Source organism: Desulfofundulus sp. TPOSR (assembly GCF_011393055.1).
GTDB lineage: Bacteria > Bacillota > Desulfotomaculia > Desulfotomaculales > Desulfovirgulaceae > Desulfofundulus > Desulfofundulus kuznetsovii.
The window spans coordinates 996,967-1,019,801 of the sequence record NZ_JAAOEF010000001.1 but is presented as its reverse complement, the minus strand read 5'-3'; the positions used below and the strand labels follow the sequence as shown (position 1 = coordinate 1,019,801).

Here is a 22,835-nt window from a genome sequence, read left to right as displayed (position 1 = left end):
CTTTAGCGGGAGAAGGTGTTTATTAAGATGAAGGTAGTAGTATTCACCAAACAAACCTTTGACACGGAAGCCAAAATCACCCTCGACGCCCAGGGCAAAATCAACCCGGAAGGCGTCAGCCTGATCATGAACCCCTACGATGAATTTGCCGTGGAAGAAGCCCTGCGCATCAAGGAAAAAACCAAAGGGGAAGTAACCGTGGTCAGCATGGGCGGGCCAAAGGCCCAGGACGTCCTGCGCCAGGCCCTGGCCATGGGCGCCGACCGGGCGGTGCTCATCACCCCCGAACTGGAAGAAATGGACGAATACACCACGGCCACCATCCTGGCCAGAGCCGTATCCCGCATGGAATACGACCTCATTCTGGGCGGCTGGCGGGCCATTGACGACGGCTCCGCCCAGGTGGCCGGGCGGGTGGCGGAAATCCTGGGACTGCCGGTGGTCAACATGGTCATCAAGCTGGAAATAGCCGGCGGCAAGGTTCTGGCCACCCGGGAAATTGAAGGGGGCAGCGAAATGGTGGAAGTGCCCCTGCCCGCGGTGATCACCGCCCAGAAAGGGTTGAACGAACCCCGCTATCCCACCATGAAGGGCATCATGCAGGCCAAAAAGAAGCCCATGGAAAAACTCGCTCTGAGCGACCTGGGACTTACCGCGGAAGAAGTAGCGCCCAAAGTGCGCGCCCTCAAATACTTCCTGCCCTCCCCCAGGGCACAAGGAAAGATCGTACCCGGAGAACCGGCGGAAGCTGCCGCCGCCCTGGTGCGGCTTTTGCGGGAAGAAGCAAAGGTCATCTAAGGAAGGTGGAAGGAAATGGGGAAAGGAATCTGGGTCTACGCCGAACACAAAAACGGCAAGGTTAAAAAAGTCACCTATGAAATGCTGGGTGCCGCCCGCCAGCTGGCTGACCAGCTGGCTGAAGAAGTTGCGGCTGTAATCATCGGCAAAGAAGTGGGCGAACTCGCATCCGCCCTGGGGGAATACGGTGCCGACAAGGTATACGTGCTGGAAAATGACGCCCTGGCCGAATACACCACGGACGGGTACACCAGGGCGCTGGCCGGGCTGGCCTTAGAACACCGGCCCACGGCCATCTTCCTGGGCTGCACCGTACAGGGGCGGGATTTGGCCGCCCAGGTGGCCCAGCGGCTGCAGGCGGGGCTGTGCACCGACTGCACGAAGGTGGAACTGCAGGACGGCCAGATAACCCTCACCCGGCCCATATACGCGGGCAAGGCCTTTGTCCAGGCCATCTCTCCGGAAGCCCGGCCGGTGATGGCCACCATCAGGCCCAACGTACTGCCGGTGCCCGAACCCCAAAGGGGACGCGCGGCGGAAGTGGTACGGGTGGACGTGGAACCGGGGGACATCCGCCAGATCATTAAAGAAGTAGTTCGCCAGGTATCCAGCCGTCCCGAACTCACCGAAGCGGACATTATTGTCTCCGGAGGCCGGGGGATGAAATCGGCGGAGAACTTCAGGATACTGGAAGAGCTGGCGGACGTGCTGGGGGCGGCGGTGGGAGCCTCCCGGGCGGCGGTGGATGCGGGATATGCGCCGCACAGCATGCAGGTGGGTCAGACGGGTAAGACCGTATCCCCGCAGCTGTACATTGCCTGCGGCATCTCGGGAGCCATCCAGCACCTGGCGGGGATGGGCTCATCCAAGGTGATTGTGGCCATAAACAAGGACCCGGAAGCCAATATCTTCAAGGTGGCCGATTACGGGATCGTGGGCGACCTCTTTGAAGTGGTGCCCCTGCTCACACGGGAGTTTAAAAAAATACGGGCGGAACAAAACCAGTAAGGGGCGGTTTTTCACCGCCCCGCCATTTATTTACTGGCAATGGCTTAAAAATTACCTGAAGAAAGGTAAACCCTGTTTTAACGGTGACAAGCTTGGGTGCGACTTTGAGCCCGGTGGCCTTGGGCTTATCCCCGGCCTTTGCCGCCCTGGTGGCAAAACTACAAAGCCCGTACCCCATCTAACACCGATCCCGATAATAACATTAATAACAAAATTTGGCTGTAATTAGTACAGGGGATTTTGCGCGCCTGTGCAGAAATTGATCCAACCGGGTAATTTTTATCTTATCTTTGAGGTTGTATTTTTATACAACCAATTGTATAATTATAAAGTATTCCCATATAGAAAGGAGCCTCAGAGGGTGACCAGAAACCCCGGCCTTCAGGCCGCCCGGGTTTGCACCTGACGATTATGGTTATTAAAGCAAGCATTATCGGGGCCACCGGTTATGCCGGTGCCGAACTGGTCAGGCTGTTAAATGTCCACCCGCAGGTGGAGCTGGTGGGATTGACCACCCAGAGTTATGCCGGCAAAGCCTTCTGGGAGGTTTACCCCCACCTTTACGGGTATGTGGACCTGGTTTGCGAGGAGCAGGATTTGCCGGCCCTGGTGAACAGAAGCGACGTTATATTTACGGCCCTGCCCCACGGCCATGCCATGGCCGTGGCCCGGGAAGTTATTGGTGGGGGAAAAGCCCTGGTGGATCTGGGAGCAGACTTCCGCCTCCACGACCCTGTAGTTTACCAGGAATGGTATAAGGTCGAACACACGGCTGCGGAGCTGTTGCCTCAAGCGGTGTATGGCTTGCCGGAAATCCACCGGGAAAAAATCCGTTCCGCCCGACTGGTGGCCAATCCGGGTTGTTACCCCACCAGCGTAATTCTTGCCCTGGCTCCCCTGTTAAAAGAAGGCCTGGTGGAAACCGGTACCATTATCATTGATTCCAAGTCCGGCGTTTCCGGGGCCGGGCGGGGATTATCCTTAAACACCCATTACTGCGAGGTTGACGAGAGCATCAAGGCCTACGGGGTGGCGGTGCACCGCCACACTCCGGAGATCGAGCAGGAATTAAGCGCCCTGGCCGGCAAAAAGGTGCTGGTTTCCTTTACCCCCCACCTGACGCCCATGATCCGGGGTATTTTAAGCACCATCTACGCCCGGCTGACCCGGCTGAAGAGCACGGAGGAAATTTTGACCCTCTACCGGGAATTTTACCGGCAGGAGAAGTTTGTCCGGGTGTTGCCCGCGGGCATGCTGCCGGCGACCAAAATGGTGGCCGGTTCCAATCACTGCGACATTGGCCTGGTGGTAGACCGGCGTACCGGCAGGGTGGTAATCATTTCCGCCATCGATAACCTGATCAAAGGGGCTGCCGGCCAGGCGGTGCAGAATATGAATATAATGTTCGGGCTGGCGGAGGAAACGGCGCTTTACGGTCCAGGGGTATATCCGTAGAAATATGTAGAATATCTTTCTGGTTAATATTCAATAGAACCGTTATGACAAGGATGCGGCACTGTCGGGAGCGAATGACTTGCGAAGCGCCGGCAACAGCACCCGGCGAAGCAAGCCGCGGTGCGCATCTTACGCGAAGCACTGGAATGAGCGGGGACCCAGCACTCACCGGGATACTAGCTCTTCCCAAAACCTGATGTGCCAATTAAACCTGAAACACCGGGAGCAGGATCATATTTGGGTGAGTGCTGGGCCGCATCCAACCAGGTTCACTGAATATTTACGCTTTCCGCTTGCACATGAAGCGAGTAATTTAATGTTGAGTCCGGTCCGAACCCGGACAATTTAACGACGTAGTGGATAAGGAGGAATGCTGGCTTGGCCAGAACATGGGAAGAGAAGAGCGGCGGTGTCACTGCCCCGCAGGGTTTTCTGGCCGCGGGAGTGGCCGCCGGGGTGAAGTATAAAGGAAGACGGGATATTGCCTTAATTTTTTCCGAGGTTCCGGCCCGGGCTGCCGGGGTGTTCACCACCAACCTGGTGAAGGGTGCCCCGGTGGTGGTCACCATGGAGCGTATAGCCAGGGGGCGCGCCCGGGCGGTGGTGGTGAACAGCGGCAATGCCAATACCTGCAACGGGGAGCAGGGTATCCGGGATGCCCGGGCCATGGCGCAGGAAACGGCCCGGGTATTGAATATTCCCGAGGAGGATGTCCTGGTGGCCTCCACCGGGGTCATCGGCCAGCCCATGCCCATGGACCGCATTTTGCCGGGTATTGCTGCTGCGGCCCGGGAGTTGAGCTCCGGTGGGGGCGCGGCCGCTGCCGAGGCCATTATGACCACCGATACCGAGCCCAAAGAAACGGCCCTTTCTCTCCCCCTGAGCGGGCATACGGTAACCATCGGGGGTATGGCCAAGGGTTCCGGAATGATTCATCCCAGCATGGCCACCATGCTCTGCTTTATTACCACCGATGCGGCTGTATCTGCGCCCTGCCTGCAGGAAATGCTGCGTCATGCGGTGGACCGCAGCTTTAATATGATCAGTGTGGATGGGGATACCAGCACCAATGACATGGTCCTGGCCCTGGCCAACGGCCGGGCCGGCAACCCGGAAATTGCCGCCGAAAATGAAGATTATCACCTGCTGCGGGATGCCCTCACCGAGGTATGCACCCGGCTGGCCCGGGCGGTGGCCAGGGATGGCGAAGGGGCCACAAAGCTGCTGGAAGTGAAGGTGATCAATGCGGCAAGCGAGAAAGATGCCCGCCTGGCCGCCCGGGCGGTAGTGGCTTCCAACCTGGTCAAGACGGCCATATACGGCCAGGATGCCAACTGGGGGCGGATCATCTGCGCTGCCGGCTACTCGGGTGCGCACTTTGATCCCGACCGGGTGGATATATACCTGGGTGACATAATGGTGGCCAGGGACGGGGTGGCTTTGCCCTTTGACGAGGAAGCAGCCTCGTCCGTGCTGGCGGGCCGTGAGGTGCGGGTGCTGGTGGATTTAAAGTCGGGAGAATATGAGGCCACGGCCTGGGGCTGCGACCTGACCGGCGAATATGTGAACATTAACGCCAGCTACCGGACATAACGGCCTGTTATCCTGTATCCTGGGTTTTTAAGGATAAGTAAACCGGGGGAGGTATCCGATTGCTCAGCGCACAGGAGAAGGCGGCCATCCTGGTGGAGGCCCTGCCTTACATAAGGAAATTCTACGGCAAGACGGTGGTCATCAAGTATGGCGGCCACGCCATGGTGGACTGCGGGCTGAAAAAGACCGTGCTCACCGATGTGGTTTTAATGAAGTACGTGGGCATCCACCCAGTAATTGTCCACGGCGGGGGACCGGAAATTACGGCCATGCTCCAGAAGCTGGGTATCGAATCCCGCTTTGTGGGCGGCCTGCGGGTCACCGACGAGGAAACCATGGAAATAGTGGAAATGGTCCTGGCGGGCAAGCTGAACAAGGAAATCGTCTCCCTGATCAATCGCATTGGCGGCAAGGCGGTGGGCCTTTCGGGCAAGGATGCCTGCCTGCTTCAGGCGGTGAAGAAACCCGGCAAGGTATACCAGCCCGACGGGACGGTGGAAATGGTGGATATCGGCTGCGTGGGACAGGTGAAAAAGGTCAACCCGGCCATCGTCCATACCTTGATCAATGAGGGCTACATTCCCGTAGTGGCCCCCGTGGCCGTGGGCCCCGAAGGGGAAAGCTACAACGTCAACGCCGATACCGCCGCCGGGGAGCTGGCGGTGGCCCTGGGTGCCGACAAATTAATTATCCTTACCGACGTGGAAGGCATTCTGGAAGACAGGGAAGACAAAGACTCCCTGCTTTCAATAATCCGGGCGGACGATGTGCCTGATTTAATTGCCCGGGGCATTATTGACGGCGGCATGATCCCCAAGGTGGAGTGCTGTACCCGGGCCCTTTACGGCGGCGTCAACACCACCCATATTCTGGACGGGCGGGTGCCCCACTCCATTTTGCTGGAAGTGTTCACGGACAAAGGCATCGGTACCATGGTCGTCCGGTGAAGCCAAAACTTTCAGGAGGAATTGCAATATGACCACCGCGGAAATTATCGAACTTACCGGTAAATACGTGATGCATACCTATGGGCGCCTGCCCCTCGCCCTGGTGAGGGGGCAGGGCGCGCGGGTCTGGGACGCGGAAGGGAAAGAGTACCTTGACTTTGTGGCCGGATTGGCCGTTTGCTCCCTGGGCCACTGCCACCCGGCGGTGGTGGAGGCCATAGCCTCCCAGGCCCGGAAATTGATGCATGTATCCAATCTGTACCATATTGAACCCCAGGCGAAACTGGCCCAATTGCTGGTGGAAAATTCCTGCGGCGACAGGGTGTTTTTCTGCAACAGCGGTGCCGAGGCCAACGAGGCGGCCATCAAGCTGGCCCGGAAGTACGGGAAAATCCACGGCGGGCAGGAAAAGTATGAAATCATCACCGCCTTGAAATCCTTCCACGGGCGCACCCTGGCGGCCATCACCGCCACGGCCCAGCCCAAGTACCAGAAGGGGTTTGAGCCCCTCCCTGCCGGCTTTAAATACGTGCCCTTTAACGACGTGGAGGCCCTTTCCCGGGCCGTAAACCCCGGCACCTGCGCGGTGCTGCTGGAGCCGGTGCAGGGCGAGGGCGGGGTGAACGTGGCCACGCCCGAATACTTAAAGACCGCCCGGGAGCTCTGTGACCGTTACAATGCCCTGCTGATCTTTGACGAAGTCCAATGCGGCCTGGGGCGCACGGGCAAGTTCCTGGCCTACCAGCATTACGGCGTGGAGCCGGACATTTTTACCCTGGCCAAGGCCCTGGGCGGCGGGTTTCCCATTGGCGCCATGGTGGCGAAGGAAGAAGTGGCCGCGGCCTTTAGCCCCGGCGACCACGCCTCCACCTTCGGGGGCAACCCCCTGGCCTGTGCGGCCGGGCTGGCAGCCGTGGGATGCCTGCTCAATGAGGGCGTCATTGAAAATGCCGCCCGGGTGGGTGCTTATCTGAAAGACCGCCTCCTGGAGCTGGCCGGCCGGTTTTCCTTCGTCAAGGAAGTGCGCGGGCTGGGGCTGATGCTGGGTATGGAACTAACTATCGAAGGCAGGGACATCGTGGGCAAATGCCAGGACCGCGGTTTGTTGATTAACTGTGTGGACAATCACATCCTGCGCTTTATTCCTCCTTTGATTATCACAGAGGCCGAGGTGGACGGGGCCGTGGACATCCTGGCCGGCGTCCTGGCCGAGATGAAACAGTAAATTGAGTGAACCAGGTTACATGAAGCAGTCACTTTTGCAGCAGGAGGATACCCATGCCCAGGCGAAAGGACATCAAAAAAGTGCTGGTCATCGGCTCCGGCCCCATCATTATCGGCCAGGCCGCGGAATTTGACTATGCCGGCACCCAGGCCTGCCGGGCCCTCAAAGAGGAAGGGGTTCAGGTGGTGCTGGTGAATTCCAACCCGGCCACCATCATGACCGACAGCCACATGGCCGACCAGATCTATATCGAACCCCTCACCTGGCAGACCGTGGCCCGCATAATCGAACGGGAGCGGCCCCAGGGCTTGCTGCCCACCCTGGGCGGTCAAACGGGGTTGAATCTGGCCGTGGAACTGGCCCGGCAAGGGGTGCTGGAAAAATACGGCGTGGAACTGCTGGGCACTTCCCTGGACAGCATCCGCCGGGCTGAGGACCGGGAGCTGTTCAAGGAAACCATGCTGGCCATAGGCGAGCCGGTGCCCCCCAGTACCACGGTCACCAGCGTGGAGCAGGCCCTGGAGTTTGCCCGGGAAACCGGTTACCCCCTGATCGTCCGGCCCGCCTACACCCTGGGCGGTACCGGGGGCGGCATGGCCACAGGCCCGCAGGAGCTGGAGGCCATCGTCCACCGGGGGCTGGTGTTGAGCCCCATCGGCCAGGTGCTGCTGGAAAAGAGCGTGGCCGGCTGGAAGGAAATAGAGTACGAAGTGATGCGGGACGGGGCCGACAACTGCATCACCATCTGCAACATGGAAAACATCGACCCCATCGGCATCCACACCGGGGACAGCATCGTGGTGGCCCCATCCCAGACCCTGGCCGACAAGGAATACCAGCTGTTGCGCTCCGCCGCCCTGAAGATCATCCGGGCCTTGAAGGTGGAAGGGGGTTGCAACGTCCAGTTTGCCCTGGACCCGGAAAGCTTCCGCTATTACGTGATTGAGGTCAACCCCCGGGTGAGCCGTTCCAGCGCCCTGGCCTCCAAGGCCACCGGTTATCCCATAGCCCGCACGGCGGCCAAGATAGCCATCGGCCTGAGGCTGGACGAGATTATCAACCCGGTGACGGGAAAAACCTGCGCCTGCTTTGAGCCGGCCCTGGACTACGTGGTGGTCAAGATACCCCGCTGGCCCTTTGACAAGTTCAGCAGCGCGGATCGCACCCTGGGTACCCAGATGAAGGCCACCGGCGAGGTAATGGCCATTGACCGCACCTTTGAAGGGGCCCTGCTCAAGGCGGTGCGCTCCCTGGAAATTGGCGTGGACAGCCTGCAGTGGAAGGGCTCGGGCAGCTGGAGCGAAATGGAGCTGCAGCAGCTGCTTTCCCGTCCCAACGACCTGCGCTTGTTTGCCATTGCCGAAGCCTTCCGCCGGGCCTGGGCCATGCGGGAAATCTTTCAACTCACGGCCATAGACTACTTCTTCCTGGAGAAAATAAAAAACATCGTGGTTCTGGAAGGAGAGCTGCGGGCGGCCGGGGACAACCCATCCCCCGGGTTGCTGCGGCGGGCCAAGGCCTGCGGCTTTGCCGACAGCCATATCGGCCGCCTGACCGGTCTGGATTTTGACCGGGTGCGGGCGTTGCGAAAGGAGTACGGCATTGTCCCGGCCTACAAGATGGTGGATACCTGTGCCGCGGAATTTGAGGCCGCCACCCCCTATTACTATTCCACCTACGACACTGTGGATGAGGTTGCGGTGTCTTCCCGGCCTAAAGTGATCGTCCTCGGTTCAGGGCCCATCCGCATCGGCCAGGGTATCGAATTTGATTACTGTTCGGTTCACTCCGTGTGGGGTTTGCAGGCCGAAGGGGTGGAGGCCATCATCATCAACAACAACCCGGAGACGGTGAGCACCGATTTTGATACCGCCGACCGGCTTTATTTTGAGCCCCTGACCCTGGAGGACGTCCTCAATGTTGTGGAGAAGGAGAAGCCCCTGGGGGTGATCGTCCAGTTCGGCGGGCAGACGGCCATCAACCTGGCCGGGGAGCTGGCGGCCCGGGGGGTGAAGGTGCTGGGCACGCCGGTAGAATCCATTGACACTGCCGAGGACCGGGAAAAATTCAGCGCCCTTTTGTCCCGCCTGGGCATTCCCCAGACCGAGGGGGGCACTGCCTTTGCCGTGGAACAGGCCCGGCAAATTGCCGAGAGCCTGGGTTACCCGGTGCTGGTGCGGCCTTCCTACGTGCTGGGCGGGCGGGCCATGGAGATTGTCCACAACACTCCGGAACTGCTAAAATATATGGAAACGGCGGTGCAGGTTTCACCGCGCCACCCGGTGCTGATCGACAAGTACATCCGGGGCCGGGAAGTGGAGATCGACGGCATAGGGGACGGCAGGGATATTTTCATCCCCGGCATTATGGAGCACATCGAGCGGGCCGGGGTGCATTCGGGGGACAGCATGGCAGTTTACCCGCCCCAGAACCTCACCCCGGCGCAAATAGAGCAGGTGGTGGACTACACCCTGCAGATTGGCCGGGCGCTGAAGGTGTGCGGGCTTTTAAACATCCAGTACGTGGTGGCCAGAGACGGCATCTATGTCCTGGAAGTGAACCCCCGGGCCTCCCGGACCGTGCCCATTTTGAGCAAGGTGACGGCCGTGCCCATGGTGCAGGTGGCCACCCGGGCCATGCTGGGCAAAAGGCTGGCCGAGCAGGGCTACGGGCCGGGCCTGGGCAGAATTTCGGATTATGTAACTGTGAAGGCACCGGTCTTTTCCTTTGAAAAGCTGGGCGAGGTGGAAATTTCCCTGGGACCGGAAATGAAGTCCACCGGGGAGGTCATGGGGGTGGACCGTACTTTCCCCCGGGCACTTTACAAGGCCATGGTGGCCGCCGGTTTAAGTCCCTTTTCGGGTATAAACGGCACAAAATCGCCCGGTGGGTCTGCTCCTGCCGCGCCAAAAGCGGTGCTGGTTTCCCTGGCCGACCGGGACAAGGTCGAGGCGCTGCCCGTGATCCGCCAGTATGCCGCACTGGGTTACACTCTTTACGCCACCAGAGGAACAGCCAGGGCCATTGCCGCCGCCGGCATGCCCGTGCAGGAAGTGGAGGATGTGGCGGGCCTGTTGCGTTCGGGTACGGTGAACCTGGTCATCAACACCCCCACCCGGGGCAAGCACCCTGCCCGGCCCGGCTTCCGCCTGCGCCGCACCGCCGCCGAATACCGGGTGCCCTGCCTGACGTCCCTGGATACCGCCCGGGCGCTGGCAACGGTGCTGCAGTGCCTGAAGCAGGGGGAGGAGCCGGACCCGGTAAGCGTGCTGGAATTTACCGCGGGAATGCTGGCGCGGGAACGTGAGGCCTTGCCGTGACTCCGTTATCCTTATGTGTTAAATGTTCAGTAAAACCGAACCTGTAAAGGAAGGGATAATCCAGTGAAGGAAAATTTTAAAGGCCGGGATCTTCTCTCCCTGCATGATTTCACTCCGGAAGAGATTATGACCATCCTGGACCTAGCCGATGATCTGAAGTCCAAACAAAAAAGGGGTATTCCCCACCCTTACCTGGCCGGGAAGACCCTGGGCATGATCTTTCAAAAATCGTCCACCCGCACCCGGGTTTCCTTTGAAGTGGCCATGTACCAGCTGGGGGGCTACGCCCTGTACCTCAATGCCAGCGACCTGCAGCTGGGCCGGGGGGAGTCAATTGCCGACACCGCCCGGGTGCTTTCCCGCTACGTGGACGGGATTATGATCCGCACCTATGCCCAGGCGGATGTGGAGGAACTGGCCCGTTACGCCGACATCCCGGTGATCAACGGCCTGACCGACCTGCTGCACCCGTGCCAGATCCTGGCCGATTTGCAGACCATCCGGGAGCATAAAGGCAGGCTGGCCGGCTTGAAGCTGGCCTATGTCGGGGACGGCAACAACATCTGTCACTCCCTGCTTTTCGGCTGCGCCAAAACGGGCATGCACATCAGCGTGGCCTCACCCCCCGGCTACCAGCCCAGGGCGGAAATTGTGGAGGCGGCCAGGGCCGACGCTTTGTCAACCGGCAGCCGCATCGAAATTCTTACCGATCCGGTGGCGGCGGTTGCGGGGGCGGATGTGGTGGTCACCGATGTCTGGGCCAGCATGGGACAGGAACAGGAAAGTGAACAGCGAAAGAAGGTTTTTGCCCCCTACCAGGTGAACGAAGAACTGGTGCGCCACGCCAGGCCGGACTTTATCTTCCTGCACTGCCTGCCGGCCCACCGGGGTGAAGAAGTAACGGCGGAAGTCATCGACGGACCCCACTCGGTGGTCTGGGACGAGGCGGAAAACCGCCTGCATGCCCAGAAGGCCGTACTGGCCCTGGTGATGGCGTGATATGTTCCGGATTACACGCATGCCGCTCATCCTGGCCCTGCTGGGGGGCGCGGGCATTGTGGCCCTGGCTTTCATCAAGCGGGACTTTGTCCACCTGCCCATCCAGCTGGGCGCCTGGTTTACCGGCATAACCCTGGGCTGGGCCGTCATGTACTTGCTATGGCTGAGGAGAAAGGAGCGTTAGTATGAAAAAAGTAGTGCTTGCCTATTCGGGGGGCCTGGACACCTCCATCATCATTCCCTGGCTCAAAGAAAATTACGGCTACGAAGTCATTGCCATGGTGGCCGACCTGGGGCAGGGGGAGGAACTGGCCCCGCTGGAGGAAAAGGCCATTAAAAGCGGTGCCAGCAAGATCTATATTGAGGACGTAAAGCGGGAATTTGTAGAAGAGTACATTTTCCCCACCTTACGGGCGGGGGCCGTTTACGAAGGCAAGTACCTTCTGGGCACCTCCATGGCCCGCCCTTTGATTGCCAAAAAGCTGGTGGAGGTGGCCGAAAGGGAAGGGGCGGAGGCCGTGGCCCACGGAGCCACCGGCAAGGGGAACGATCAGGTGCGCTTTGAGCTTTCGGTGAAAGCGCTGAATCCCGACCTCAAGATTATCGCCCCCTGGCGCGAATGGGACATCCGTTCCCGGGAGGATGCCATTGACTACGCCCAGGCCCGGGGGATTCCCGTTCCCGTGACCAGGGAACGCCCTTACAGCATGGACCGCAACATCTGGCACTTGAGTCACGAAGGAGGGGACCTGGAGGACCCCGCCAAGGAACCGCCCGCCGACGTGCTTCTGCTGACCACGCCGCCGGAAAAGGCTCCGGACCGGCCCACTTACGTGGAAATTTATTTTGAAAAGGGCATTCCCAGGAAAGTAAACGGGGAATCCCTGGACCCGGTGGCGCTGGTGGAAAAGTTAAATGCCCTGGGGGGCGCCAACGGTATAGGTGTGGTGGATATGGTGGAAAACCGCCTGGTGGGGATGAAGTCCCGCGGTGTTTACGAAACCCCCGGTGGTACCATCCTCTACCTGGCCCACCGGGAGCTGGAAAGTATATGTCTTGACCGGATGACCATGCATTTCAAAGAACTGGTGGCCGCCCGTTATGCCGAGCTGGTGTATGACGGCGTGTGGTTCTCTCCTTTACGGGAAGCCCTGGATGCCTTTGTAGAGGTGACCCAGCGTACGGTAACCGGCACGGTGCGCATGAAGCTCTACAAGGGTAACTGCACCCCCGCGGGGGTTAGCTCGCCCTATTCACTCTACAATCCGGAACTGGCCACCTTCAGCCGGGATGAGATTTACAACCAGGCCGATGCTGCCGGGTTTATCAATCTTTTCGGTTTGCCATTAAAGGTGCGGGCGTTGATGGAAAAGAAGGCGGGGCTCCGGGAGCCTTGATTTTACCTGGCTTCGGGATTGTGTCAAAACCTGGATCACAACGAGCGTTCAAGCCTGTTGCCGGACAGGACTAATCCTGTTAAACTAAAAACAGGACTGTACACAGGGGAAGGTGCGGAGATGAAAGAAAGGGAGGAACTTCTGCAACGTATTACCGTCAATCCTGCTATTTTTCAAGGGAAGCCCATTATTCGGGGCATGCGTATCAAAGTAGAGAACGTGCTGGCCCTCCTGGAACAGGGTGTGACGGTACAGGATATCCTGGAGGACTATCCTGAACTGGAGCCGGACGACATCAGGGCTTGTATTGCTTATGCCAGGCACCTTGTAGCAAACGAGGATTTGAGCGCGGTCCGCGTGGAGGCGGCTCAATGAGGTTTCTTGTTGACGTTTGCGCTGGCAGTAAACTGGCCGGTTAGCTCCGTGAAATGGGCCATGACGTGGCGGAAGTGAAGAGCATAAACTACCGCATGGCCGACGATGAGGTTATGGCGTGGGGAGCAAGAGAGCGACGGGTCATAATCACGCTGGACAAAGATTTCGGGCAACTCGCTGTGGCCACCGGAACGGCACGCGCCAGCATCGTTCGTTTGCCTGACATTCCTTTCGAGGAAAGGAAACGGGTTCTGGCCGCGGTGCTGGCCCGGTACAAGGAGGACTTGGAGAAGGGCAGCATTATCACTGCGACCGAAAAACGTATAAGGGTGAGGAAACTTACCGCTAGATACTGAGTGTCATTTTCCTGGGAGAAAAGCCGGGCGTAATGCCCGGTTTTTTCTTGTGCGCCCGGCATGGGCGTTAACTTGGTGGTGAAAGTCCACTGCAGGCGAGGCAGCACGAGTCTGCTAGCCAAAGGCAAGGGTGTCCATCGCGAGATGGAATCCGAAGGAAGCCGGCGGCAAAACCACGGCCCGATGAACAAGAACCCCATAAGAGGCTAGACCGTTCGGATGAGCTGGCAAGACACAGCGAAATCCCAGGCTGCCAAGGGACGGTAGAGTATATGGGGCGGGCACGGGGTGAAGGTTAACGCTCTTACCCGGGGAGGCCTGCCGGATAAGCCAGGCAAAGCTGGTAACCCGTGTCGAGAGGCACGGCTGAACCGGCAGGAGTCAGCAGAGGGCATAGTACCCTGGGGGTCATGAACTCCAGGGGAAGGCCCGAACATCAAGTCAGAGGTGAGACCGATGCGTTCGCGAGAAGGGCAAAGACAGCAGAAAACCCCGGAAGGGGCCTGCCCGCGGGAGGAAGTGGTGAAGCCGCGGGGGACCGCGGGAGGGCCGAGTCCGGCCGTGGAAACTGAAATTCCTGGGGTTTAGCATGTACAAGGTCAAAGCAGGGCAAATCCTTATCCGCCTGGCACCGCAAACCATCAAACGGGTGAAGATGAAAATTCGGGAGATAACTTCCCGGAATAAGCCCGTAAGCATGGCGGAGCGCATAGAGCGGCTAAACGCCTACCTGGGCGGGTGGATGGGCTACTTTGCTCTGGCCGAAACGCCCAGCATTTTCAAGAACCTGGAAGGCTGGATGCGGAGGAGGCTGCGCATGTGCCTCTGGAAGCAGTGGAAGCGAGTGCGGACAAGGTACCGCGAGCTACGTGCACTGGGACTGCCTGAATGGGTAGTACATGAATTCGCCAACGCTCGCAAAGGGCCTTGGCGGATGGCCCACGGGCCAATGAATAGAGCCCTGGGCAACGCCTACTGGCAGTCCCAGGGCCTGATGAGCTTAACCGAACGCTATTCTTATCTCCGTCAAGCTTGGTGAACCGCCGGATGCGGACCTGCATGTCCGATAGTGTGAGAGGACGGGGGCTAGCCGCCCCCTCCTACTCGATGAGTGGGGACACAGCACTCAAGTGAGTACTAGCTCTTCTCAAGTAATATTTTAATTTGAATATCTTGGGTACTTAAATTGGAGGAATGGGGTAAATATGTCTTGTTAAATTTTGAACGTACTGTATACTATACAGAGAAGGGTTATTTCACCTGAAAGGGAGAGGAAGGTGTAACCAGGTGTCCTCCAGGCCCCCCTTTGCTTCCCATTCATCCGAGCCGGTTCGCAGAGCCGAGGTAACCATTCGTTTATCCGAATTTGAAATCCCGCCCATGCAGGACGTGCTGCTGGTAGGGAAAAGGGCGCCCATTGGTCCGGAAGCGGTAAGACGGATGGTGGATGCCCTGACGCCGGAGCAGTACGACATTATTTATCTGGACCACGAAATTTTCGAGGCAGCGGTGCTGAAAAGGTCATTATTGAAATTTCTTCCCCAGGAGAAATTTCTGCCGGTCATCCTGGAAGAGGGGATGAGAGTTGCTACAGAAAATACAGTGGTAAAAGCCCAGGTAAACATTGTGGTGCAGGTGAACAGGGCGGTGGATTTATAGTGTTTTGTGCAGGCGATATTATGCATAAAAATCCAGTCACTATTGGTCCTTTTGAAAGTGTCGGCCGGGCGGCGGCCCTGATGAACCAGCTCAAGATAGGTGGCCTCCCGGTGGTGGAAAAGGGAAAGCTTGTGGGTATTATAACCTCCAGGGATGTCAGGTACTGCCACCCCAACCGGCTGGTGGCCGATGCCATGAGCAGGAATGTAGTTACCGTTTCGCCGGAATGTTCTTTTTGGGAAGCAAAGGAAACAATGGAAAGTCATGGGATTGAACGGCTGGTGGTGGTGAGGGATGGGCGTACGGTGGGCATAATCACAAAATCCCGGCTTTATGCCGAGATAGGCAAACATGTGGACGCCCTTACAGGCCTGAACCGGGCCGAGTTCCTGCAGCATAAAGCGGCGGAGTTATTGCAGAGCGGGCAGGAGATTACCATTATTTTTTTGGACCTGGACAACTTCGGGACGATAGACAAAGAGTTCGGTCACGTTATCGGGGATGAGATTTTGCAGCAGGTAGGGAAAATTTTAAAAAGCGTCATCGCCGAAGGGCTTGATTACCTGTGCCGCTATGCGGGCGATGAGTTTGCGGTGGTTACCGTCAGGCCGCTGGAAGAAGCGAAACAGTTGTCCTGGCAGATGATAAAAGCGCTTGCCGATGCCAGATGGCCGCAGGGAATAAAGGTTACCGCATCGGCAGGCGTGGCCGGCGGGCGGCGGTCACGGGTGCGTGGGGAGCCCAATGGCACTCGCAACGTACGGGATCTGATTAATCTCGCCAGTTTGGCCTCCACCAAGGCAAAAAGAGAAAAACGCCCGGTGGTTGTAGCCGGGTGGGTGGAACTGGAAGAGGTGGGATAAGAGCCTGCCTTTAATTTTAATCGTGAAAAAGTAAGCCTGCATATAAACCTGAAGGTTAAACCTCTAATTTTGGGGAGCCGGAAATGCCGTGGAAAGGTTGCCGGCAGCTTTTCATTGCTGGTTTGCACGGAAGAGTTTTTTGTACCGTTCCGGGTAGTTGCGGGGAGGGTCCAGCTCCCGCAGGCTCTTGACAATATTTTCTATACTCTCCCCGGAACTCAACAGATGAAACAGGGTTCTTTCATTCACATAAATGCTGCTGCCGTCCTGGAATTGAACAAGGTACTTGCTCGTCCCCGGCACAGGGGTAGCCTTAATACCGGCTTCAGCAAAAAACTTGAAATTTTGTACAAGTGCCATGGTGCCACCTCCAACGGGGGGTTTATGAGTTTTATCATACGCATTCTTTGCGAAAAAGGAATTCTCTTGCGCCCAATAAACTAAATTGGCCTTTTTCCGGTGATTGTGAAACGTTAGCCTTATTGCAAGATGTATGCACTGGCGTCCCCGTTGTTCACCACGCTTTCACTGTCCACCCTGGCCGGGGGATGCCGGGAATAATTATCTTAACTATAATTTTAGCATATGGCTCCTAAAAAGCAAGCTTATTTGTGAAAAAAATCTCAAGTTCTTCCGAGTGCTAAAATTTGTTATGTTAACATAAAATTAAACTTTACGATAGCCAACCAACACAAATGATAAAAGGGGTTTTCCCCGTTCATGGAGAATATCAATATGGTTACTTTCTGGTAATAACGATGAGGTGGGGAAATGAAAGTTCATGTTGCCAGGTGGACCCATCCGGTGGCCGCTGCCTCCCGCTATTTGTTTTCCATACACCTTCCCTTACAGGTACTGGGAGCCAGTGATACCCATGTTTTTTGCAATGAACAGGGGCGGGTCATTCTTTACCACGACGGCCACAGGGAGTGTGCCCGGTTAATCAACCGGTTTGCCGCCCAACTGGATGCGGGGGTCACCTGGGCAGACCGGGGCCTGCGCAGCACCACCCATCATTTTGATCCCCGGCGGGGGGTGGGGGTGTGGGCGTGGGCAAATGCCGCCCAGAAATGCAGGCAGTACTTCGACAGGGCGCTATTGTTCTGGCGCCGGGGAAAATATCGCAAGTCTTTATTCATGCTCGGTGCAGCCGTACATCTGGTGCAGGATGCCTGTGTACCCCATCACGCCTGCTGCCAGCTCTTTGACGGGCACCTGGATTATGAAAAGTGGGTTAAGGGGCGAAAGCATTATTACCGCGTGGGCTCGGGAGGCCTGTACCACCTTGGCCACACTCCTGAAGAATGGGTGGCGGCCAATGCCTGGGAGGCCAGGGAATATTATCCCCTGGTCCGGGCCCCCTCCGATGAAGAAAGTTACCACCAGGCCACGAGCATCCTCCTTCCCCGGGCCCAGCGTTCTACGGCCGGGTTTTTGCTCTTTTTTTACAGGCACATACAGCAGCGGTGATAGCAGCAGCCGTACATGCTGCTTTTGTATGATCTTCAGGGCCGGCGGTCATAATAACGGGAAAGAAAGGCGGGAGTGATGGTGATGCAGCTTTCTCCAGGGGAGCGCTCCATCCTGGCCTACTTTCCTTCCAGCACCAGAGCCCGGCGGGCCATGGAAGAATTGAGATCTGCCGGCTATGGTACCGTCAGCCTGGACCGGGTGTCCCGCTTTGGGGTGGAGGACGATGCGGAAATCAATAATCCCGTCGCCGGCCGGGCGGAAACCATTACCGGGTTGACCCTTTTTTCTGCCGGTACCGACAGCCTGTCCAACAGCGAATCCCGGGTCCTCAAGGCGGCGGATCCCTCGGTGAGCGGCATGGCCGCCCATGATTACGGCACGGCGGGGGGCCGGGCGTTTCTCGTAACGGTTGTTACCAGTGAAGACAAGGTCCAGGGAGCCGTGGACATACTGGAAAAACACGGGGCGCAGGTTTAAGGGGGGGGTTGGGGCATGGATCGCCGGAAAAAGGCTGGCCTTGAACAGCCGCGAAGCTTTAATGAAGCGGTGGAACGTATCCGGGAAAAGGTGGAAGCTCCCGTATTGTCGCCGGCGCAGGCGGCCCTGTGGCGTTCGGGTTGTATAGAGGGCTCCGATGAGGCCCTGGCCCTGCTGGAACAGGCCAGGCAGGACAAAAAAGAGGTTGTTCCGGGGATTAGCGATGAAATGTGAGCGGGAGGCTTTGATCCTCCCGTTCCTGTTTTAGGGTGTTAAATTTTTTTCTGATTGTTCGAAAGGCAGGAATAAAAGTCAGTCACGTCGAAGTTAAAATTAAATATATTAGAAGTAGCAGCTTTAATCGTGTCAGTGATGCCAGCAACTGCTGGCCATTTTTGTTCTCCGTACATAACATCAAGTTCAGGGGGGGTAGCGAAATGCTAAAAGGAATTGCCGGGGCACCGGGGATTGCGATTGGCAGGGCCTTCATCTTTCGTCCGGAACAACTGGAGTTTGAACGGAAAACCATTTCGCCGCCGGAAATTGATCAGGAACTTGTCCGCCTGCAGCACGCCCTCCGGCAGGCTCACCAGGAGTTGGCCGGCATTTACGCCCGGGCCATGTCGGATCTGGGCCGGGACCGGGCGGGCACCTTCCATGCCCAGCTGATGATTTTAGAAGATGCCACCTTTGAATCCGAGTTGATTAGTATCATCCGTTCGGGTGTCAACGTGGAAGGTGCCGTGGGCGAGGTGGTGACCAACTACGTGCAGATGTTTGAAGATTCGGGCGACGAGTACCTGCGTGAGCGGGCGGCCGATTACAGGGATGTGGGGTGCCGCTTGCTGCGCATTTTGCTGGGCCAGTCCTGGACGCCGGTGCCGCGCCTGAAGGAAGATTCCATTGTGGTGGCCCGGGATTTAAGTGCCCCCGACAGCATGCAGCTGGACCGTTCCCGCATTCTCGGCCTGGCCATTGAAAGGGGCGGACGGACCTGTACGGCCTGCATTCTGGCCCGGTCCCTGGAAATACCGGCCGTGGTGGGTTTGGGCCGTTTTGTACACCGGGTGCAAAACGGAGATCTCATCATCGTCGATGGCAGCAAAGGTACGGTCATCCTCAATCCCGATCCGGCCACGGTTGCCGAGTACCAGCACCGGCGGGAGACCTATCTGGCCTGTAAAAAAGAAATGCAGATGCTTTCCGACCTCCCGGCGGAAACCCGGGACGGTTACCGGGTTCAACTCCTGGCCAATATCGATCATCCCGGGGAGGTGGCCAGCGCCCTGGCCCAGGGGGCGGAGGGAATCGGGCTGTTCCGTACCGAGCATCTCTTCCTGGGCCGGGATACCATGCCCAGCGAGGACGAGCAATTTGAGTTTTATGTGCAGGTAGTACAAAAGATGCGGGGAAGGCCGGTGGTCATCCGCACCCTTGACTATGCCGGTCCCTCAAGCCCCTTCTTCCAGCCCATGCACTATGAACCCAATCCCTTTTTGGGCTGCCGGGGTATAAGATTAAATTTGAACTTCGAGGAAATCTTTAATACCCAGATCAGGGCAATCCTGCGGGCCAGTGCCTTTGGCAGGGTAAAGGTGATGTTCCCCCTCATCTCCCGGGTTGAAGATATACGCCGGGTCAAGGCCATGCTGCGCCAGGCACAGGAGGAACTGCAGCGAGCCGGGAAAAAATTCGACCCCCGGATCGAGGTGGGCCTGCTGGTGGAAGTGCCATCCGCCGCCCTGACCGCAGAGCTTTTTGCACCGGAGGTTGATTTTTACAGCATCGGCACCAACGATCTGGTTCAGTACACCCTGGCGGTGGACCGGGCCAGTGCGGGGATTAATCCCCTGAACCAGGTTTTACACCCCGCCATCCTGCGCCTGGTTAAGAACGTCATTGATGTGGCCCGTAACACCCGCAAGAAGGTGGCCATGTGCGGGGAAATGGCGGGGGAACCCCTGGCCACCATGCTCCTTCTGGGCTTGGGATTGGACCAGTTCAGTGCCGCCGCGGGCTCACTGCCGGAAATTAAAAAAGTAATCCGGGCGGTTACTTTAAAGGAAGCCCGGGAGGTGGCCCTGCAGGCCCTGCAGTTATCGGCACCGGAAGAGGTTCGCCGCTTTTTAGAACAGGAGATGAAAAGCCGCCGCTTGTATTTTTAGCTCTATTTGGTTACAATGGTTAGGGATCAGCGTGTTTGGGAAATGGAGGTCTTTTTTTGAAACGAGTGGTCAGTGTCAGCCTGGGTTCTTCCCGGCGGGATCACCGGGTGGAAGTAGAGCTTTTGGGCGAGCGCTTTGAGATCAGCCGCCGGGGTACCGACGGGGATTTCGACCGGGCCATCCAGTTGCTTAAAGAGCTGGACGGTAAGGTGGACGCCATCGGGCTGGGTGGAATTGATGTCTACCTGTACGCCGGCAAGACCCGCTATGTGGTCCGGGATGGCAGAAAGCTCATGGATGCCGTCCAGAAGACCCCGGTGGTGGACGGCAGCGGTTTGAAAAATACCCTGGAAAGGGAAACGGTCTATTACCTGCGGGAGCATACGGATTTGCTTCCCACCGGTACCAGGGTGCTGATGGTCAGTGCGGTGGATCGCTTCGGCATGGCCGAGGCATTTGCCGGGCTGGGGTGCCATCTTACCTTTGGCGACCTCATTTTTGCAGCCGGCATACCCTATCCCATTCACACCGTACAGGAACTGGAAGAACTGGCGGCCAAGCTGCTGCCGGAAATGACCAAATTGCCCTTTCACATGCTCTACCCCACCGGGAAGAAACAGGAAACCCAGGATGAGGAAAAAGTCAAGAAATTCGGCCACTATTACCGGGAAGCACAGGTAATTGCCGGGGATTATCACCTGGTGCGCCGTTACATGCCCCAGCTTGACGGCCAGACTATTATTACCAATACCACCACCGCTGACGATGTGGCCTTCTTAAGAGAAAAGGGGGCGGGCTGCCTGGTGACCACCACACCCGAATTTCAGGGGCGCTCCTTTGGTACCAATGTCATGGAAGCGGTGCTGGTGGCCCTGCTGCAAAAGCCCCGGGAGGAAATTTCTTCCCAGGATTACCTGGATCTTTTACGGCGTTTGGACTTTAAGCCCCGGGTGGTGTATTTGCGCTGAAACCCACAGTATGTATCTGGAGGTAGGCATCTTTGGCCAGTCACGAAGAAATTACTGCCAGTCTCCTGGCCTTCCAGGAGGGTTACAACAAGAACGAGCGGTTGAAAATAATGAACCGGGACTGGGACCGGGTGGTCCTGGTGCAGGCCAGCGACATCCCTTCCCAGCACACCCTGGAATTGCGAAACGGGGAATTGTCAGTGCGGGAAGGGGCGCCGCCCCGGGCCGACCTGACGGTAATTTCCGACAGCGAGACCCTGGCGGACCTTTTTTACGGTGATATTACCCCTACCGAACCATATATGAACGGTACGCTGAAGATCATCGGTTCCGAAGATGATATTGTCCGTCTTGATTTCATCTCCCTGATGATCTGGGGTGAGTGAAATGGGTTTAAAACGGGTGCTCACCCTGCGTACCGTAATTGCAACCAGCGCTGGCCTCACCCTGGCCAGTTCCTCTTTTGTGGCCGCCGTGCAGGTGGCCGGTTTTCTGGCCGGGGATACCGCCTGGTTGGCCATTCTCACCGGCGGGCTGTTATGCCTGGGGGCTGCGTCCTGTTTTTCCGAACTAAACGCCCGCCTCCCCTCCGCCGCCGGCATCCGGCTGTATTTCTCCCGGGCCTTCAACGACCGGCTGGCCCTGACCGTTTCCCTGTTGTACATGGCGGTGGTGATGGGGGTGGTGGGGGCCGAGAGCTACGTGCTGGCTTCCGTCCTCAACGCGGCCCTGCCCGCCATACCCCCCCTCGTCTGGATTGTGGCCATGTTCCTGGTGGTCACGGGCATGAATATCCGGGGGGTTAAGATTGCCGGCACGTTTCAGGACCTGATCACCTACGGGCTCATGGGCTCCCTGCTGGTCCTCGCCTTTATCGCCCTGGGCAGGGTGGGGTTTCAGCTCACAGCACCCCTGGCCCCGGGCGGCGCTCTGGCCTTCATTAACGCCGTGGCGGTGGGGGTTTTTCTCTTTGTTGGTTTCGAGTGGGTTACGCCGCTGGCCGAGGAGGTCACCCACAGCCGCCTGGTGTCCCGGGGCATGCTTCTGGCGGTTGGATTGTTGAGCGTGGTTTATGCCCTTTTTACCGTGGCCATGAGCGCGTCATGCTCCCGGGAGGCACTGGTGGCCTCACCCGCCCCCCAGATGGTTTTTGCCCGCACCGTTTTGGGGCCGGCGGGAGTGTTCTGGATGGTGGTCTTGAGCCTTGCCGCTTCCATCACCACCTTTAATGCGGGTTTAATCAGCGTCTCCCGCTTTATTTACGCTTCCGCCCGGGAGTATGTCCTGCCGCCCGTCTTTTCCCGCCTGAGCATGCGCTTTTTTACACCCTGGGTGGCCATCCTCACCGTCTTTGCCGCCGGTGTGACCATATCTCTGGTGGTACTGGCAACCCACCGTTATCTGGTGCTGGTGAACCTGGCGGCCGCCATGGAGTCGGTGGTTTACGCCCTGGCGGGTCTGGCGGTGATCCGGTTGAGGCAGAAAGAACCGCAAGCTGAGTGTCCCTACCGGGTAAAGGGAGGGGTATTTGTTCCCGTTATCACCGCGCTGGTTTTTGCCGGGCTGGCCGTGGCGGTGATGTTCACGGACTTTTATGTGAGCCTGTACCTGCTGACCGGTTTTGCCATCCTGTGGTGGTATGTCCACCGGGTGGTGCCGGTTTTGAAAAGCAAATACCAGCCCCGCCGGCCGGCCCGTCGCCGCCGCCCGGTGGCCGAACCGGCCGACGCCGGGTGCAAGAAAACCTAGCTCCCCCT

23 protein-coding genes are annotated in these 22,835 nt (G+C 58.1%); 22 read left to right on the top strand and 1 reads right to left on the bottom strand.

The features are described 5' to 3' along the window. Positions 1–27: 27 nt before the first annotated feature. The 15 genes from G7K71_RS05115 (at position 28) to G7K71_RS05045 (ending at position 15,995) form a co-directional block, all read left to right on the top strand. A complete protein-coding gene (locus G7K71_RS05115) occupies positions 28–798 on the top strand; it encodes an electron transfer flavoprotein subunit beta/FixA family protein (protein ID WP_166343966.1) in 771 nt (256 codons plus the stop codon). A gap of 15 nt (positions 799–813) precedes the next feature. Beyond that, complete coding sequence (locus tag G7K71_RS05110; RefSeq protein ID WP_166343964.1) at positions 814–1,806, top strand: electron transfer flavoprotein subunit alpha/FixB family protein; 993 nt, start codon at positions 814–816, stop codon at positions 1,804–1,806. A 411-nt stretch (positions 1,807–2,217) separates the two neighbouring features. After that, positions 2,218–3,261 (top strand): N-acetyl-gamma-glutamyl-phosphate reductase, encoded by a 1,044-nt coding sequence (gene argC / locus G7K71_RS05105; RefSeq protein ID WP_166345103.1) that lies wholly within the window; start codon positions 2,218–2,220, stop codon positions 3,259–3,261. A 378-nt stretch (positions 3,262–3,639) separates the two neighbouring features. Then, complete coding sequence (gene argJ, locus G7K71_RS05100; protein ID WP_166343962.1) at positions 3,640–4,854, top strand: bifunctional glutamate N-acetyltransferase/amino-acid acetyltransferase ArgJ; 1,215 nt, start codon at positions 3,640–3,642, stop codon at positions 4,852–4,854. Positions 4,855–4,913: 59 nt separating this feature from the next. Beyond that, the gene (argB, locus tag G7K71_RS05095) at positions 4,914–5,801 is read left to right on the top strand and encodes an acetylglutamate kinase (protein WP_166343960.1); all 888 of its coding nucleotides are present in this window, start codon (positions 4,914–4,916) and stop codon (positions 5,799–5,801) included. A gap of 28 nt (positions 5,802–5,829) precedes the next feature. Next, positions 5,830–7,026, top strand: coding sequence for an acetylornithine transaminase (locus G7K71_RS05090; RefSeq protein WP_166343958.1), 1,197 nt, complete (start codon positions 5,830–5,832; stop codon positions 7,024–7,026). Positions 7,027–7,079: 53 nt separating this feature from the next. Next, positions 7,080–10,346, top strand: a complete 3,267-nt coding sequence (carB, locus tag G7K71_RS05085; RefSeq protein ID WP_166343956.1) for a carbamoyl-phosphate synthase large subunit — start codon at positions 7,080–7,082, stop codon at positions 10,344–10,346. Between the two features lie 63 nt (positions 10,347–10,409). Next, the gene (gene argF, locus G7K71_RS05080; protein ID WP_013821493.1) at positions 10,410–11,345 is read left to right on the top strand and encodes an ornithine carbamoyltransferase; all 936 of its coding nucleotides are present in this window, start codon (positions 10,410–10,412) and stop codon (positions 11,343–11,345) included. 1 nt (position 11,346) lies between these two features. Then, positions 11,347–11,529 (top strand): hypothetical protein, encoded by a 183-nt coding sequence (locus tag G7K71_RS05075; protein ID WP_041282727.1) that lies wholly within the window; start codon positions 11,347–11,349, stop codon positions 11,527–11,529. Position 11,530: 1 nt separating this feature from the next. Next, positions 11,531–12,742, top strand: a complete 1,212-nt coding sequence (locus G7K71_RS05070) for an argininosuccinate synthase (RefSeq protein ID WP_013821495.1) — start codon at positions 11,531–11,533, stop codon at positions 12,740–12,742. A gap of 120 nt (positions 12,743–12,862) precedes the next feature. Next, complete coding sequence (locus tag G7K71_RS05065; RefSeq protein ID WP_013821496.1) at positions 12,863–13,117, top strand: DUF433 domain-containing protein; 255 nt, start codon at positions 12,863–12,865, stop codon at positions 13,115–13,117. A gap of 53 nt (positions 13,118–13,170) precedes the next feature. Continuing rightward, positions 13,171–13,473, top strand: a complete 303-nt coding sequence (locus G7K71_RS05060) for a DUF5615 family PIN-like protein (RefSeq protein ID WP_207712652.1) — start codon at positions 13,171–13,173, stop codon at positions 13,471–13,473. Positions 13,474–14,062: 589 nt separating this feature from the next. After that, positions 14,063–14,512 carry a group II intron maturase-specific domain-containing protein gene (locus tag G7K71_RS05055; RefSeq protein WP_243174568.1) on the top strand — a complete coding sequence of 150 codons (450 nt, stop codon included), beginning with the start codon at positions 14,063–14,065 and terminating at the stop codon, positions 14,510–14,512. 248 nt (positions 14,513–14,760) lie between these two features. Then, positions 14,761–15,132 carry a hypothetical protein gene (locus G7K71_RS05050; RefSeq protein WP_166343954.1) on the top strand — a complete coding sequence of 124 codons (372 nt, stop codon included), beginning with the start codon at positions 14,761–14,763 and terminating at the stop codon, positions 15,130–15,132. Positions 15,133–15,152: 20 nt separating this feature from the next. Next, positions 15,153–15,995 (top strand): CBS domain-containing protein, encoded by an 843-nt coding sequence (locus tag G7K71_RS05045; protein WP_041283096.1) that lies wholly within the window; start codon positions 15,153–15,155, stop codon positions 15,993–15,995. A gap of 111 nt (positions 15,996–16,106) precedes the next feature. Here the strand turns inward: G7K71_RS05045 and G7K71_RS05040 are convergent, their stop codons facing one another. Further along, on the bottom strand, positions 16,107–16,355 hold the full coding sequence (locus tag G7K71_RS05040; RefSeq protein ID WP_166343952.1) for a hypothetical protein: 249 nt from the start codon (positions 16,353–16,355) through the stop codon (positions 16,107–16,109). A gap of 411 nt (positions 16,356–16,766) precedes the next feature. Here G7K71_RS05040 and G7K71_RS05035 point away from each other — a divergent pair, with 411 nt between their 5' ends. From G7K71_RS05035 to G7K71_RS05005, 7 genes are all read left to right on the top strand, one after another. Beyond that, positions 16,767–17,465, top strand: coding sequence for a zinc dependent phospholipase C family protein (locus tag G7K71_RS05035; RefSeq protein ID WP_166343950.1), 699 nt, complete (start codon positions 16,767–16,769; stop codon positions 17,463–17,465). Positions 17,466–17,549: 84 nt separating this feature from the next. Continuing rightward, positions 17,550–17,945: a hypothetical protein gene (locus G7K71_RS05030; protein ID WP_166343948.1), complete on the top strand. Its 396-nt coding sequence runs from the start codon at positions 17,550–17,552 to the stop codon at positions 17,943–17,945. A 15-nt stretch (positions 17,946–17,960) separates the two neighbouring features. Next, positions 17,961–18,179 carry a hypothetical protein gene (locus G7K71_RS05025; RefSeq protein WP_166343946.1) on the top strand — a complete coding sequence of 73 codons (219 nt, stop codon included), beginning with the start codon at positions 17,961–17,963 and terminating at the stop codon, positions 18,177–18,179. 203 nt (positions 18,180–18,382) lie between these two features. Next, positions 18,383–20,110, top strand: a complete 1,728-nt coding sequence (gene ptsP, locus G7K71_RS05020; RefSeq protein WP_166343944.1) for a phosphoenolpyruvate--protein phosphotransferase — start codon at positions 18,383–18,385, stop codon at positions 20,108–20,110. Between the two features lie 56 nt (positions 20,111–20,166). Continuing rightward, positions 20,167–21,078 carry a quinate 5-dehydrogenase gene (locus tag G7K71_RS05015; protein WP_166343942.1) on the top strand — a complete coding sequence of 304 codons (912 nt, stop codon included), beginning with the start codon at positions 20,167–20,169 and terminating at the stop codon, positions 21,076–21,078. Between the two features lie 32 nt (positions 21,079–21,110). Further along, positions 21,111–21,464, top strand: coding sequence for an SCP2 sterol-binding domain-containing protein (locus G7K71_RS05010; protein WP_013821506.1), 354 nt, complete (start codon positions 21,111–21,113; stop codon positions 21,462–21,464). 1 nt (position 21,465) lies between these two features. After that, complete coding sequence (locus G7K71_RS05005; RefSeq protein WP_166343940.1) at positions 21,466–22,827, top strand: APC family permease; 1,362 nt, start codon at positions 21,466–21,468, stop codon at positions 22,825–22,827. The last annotated feature ends 8 nt before the right edge of the window (positions 22,828–22,835 follow it).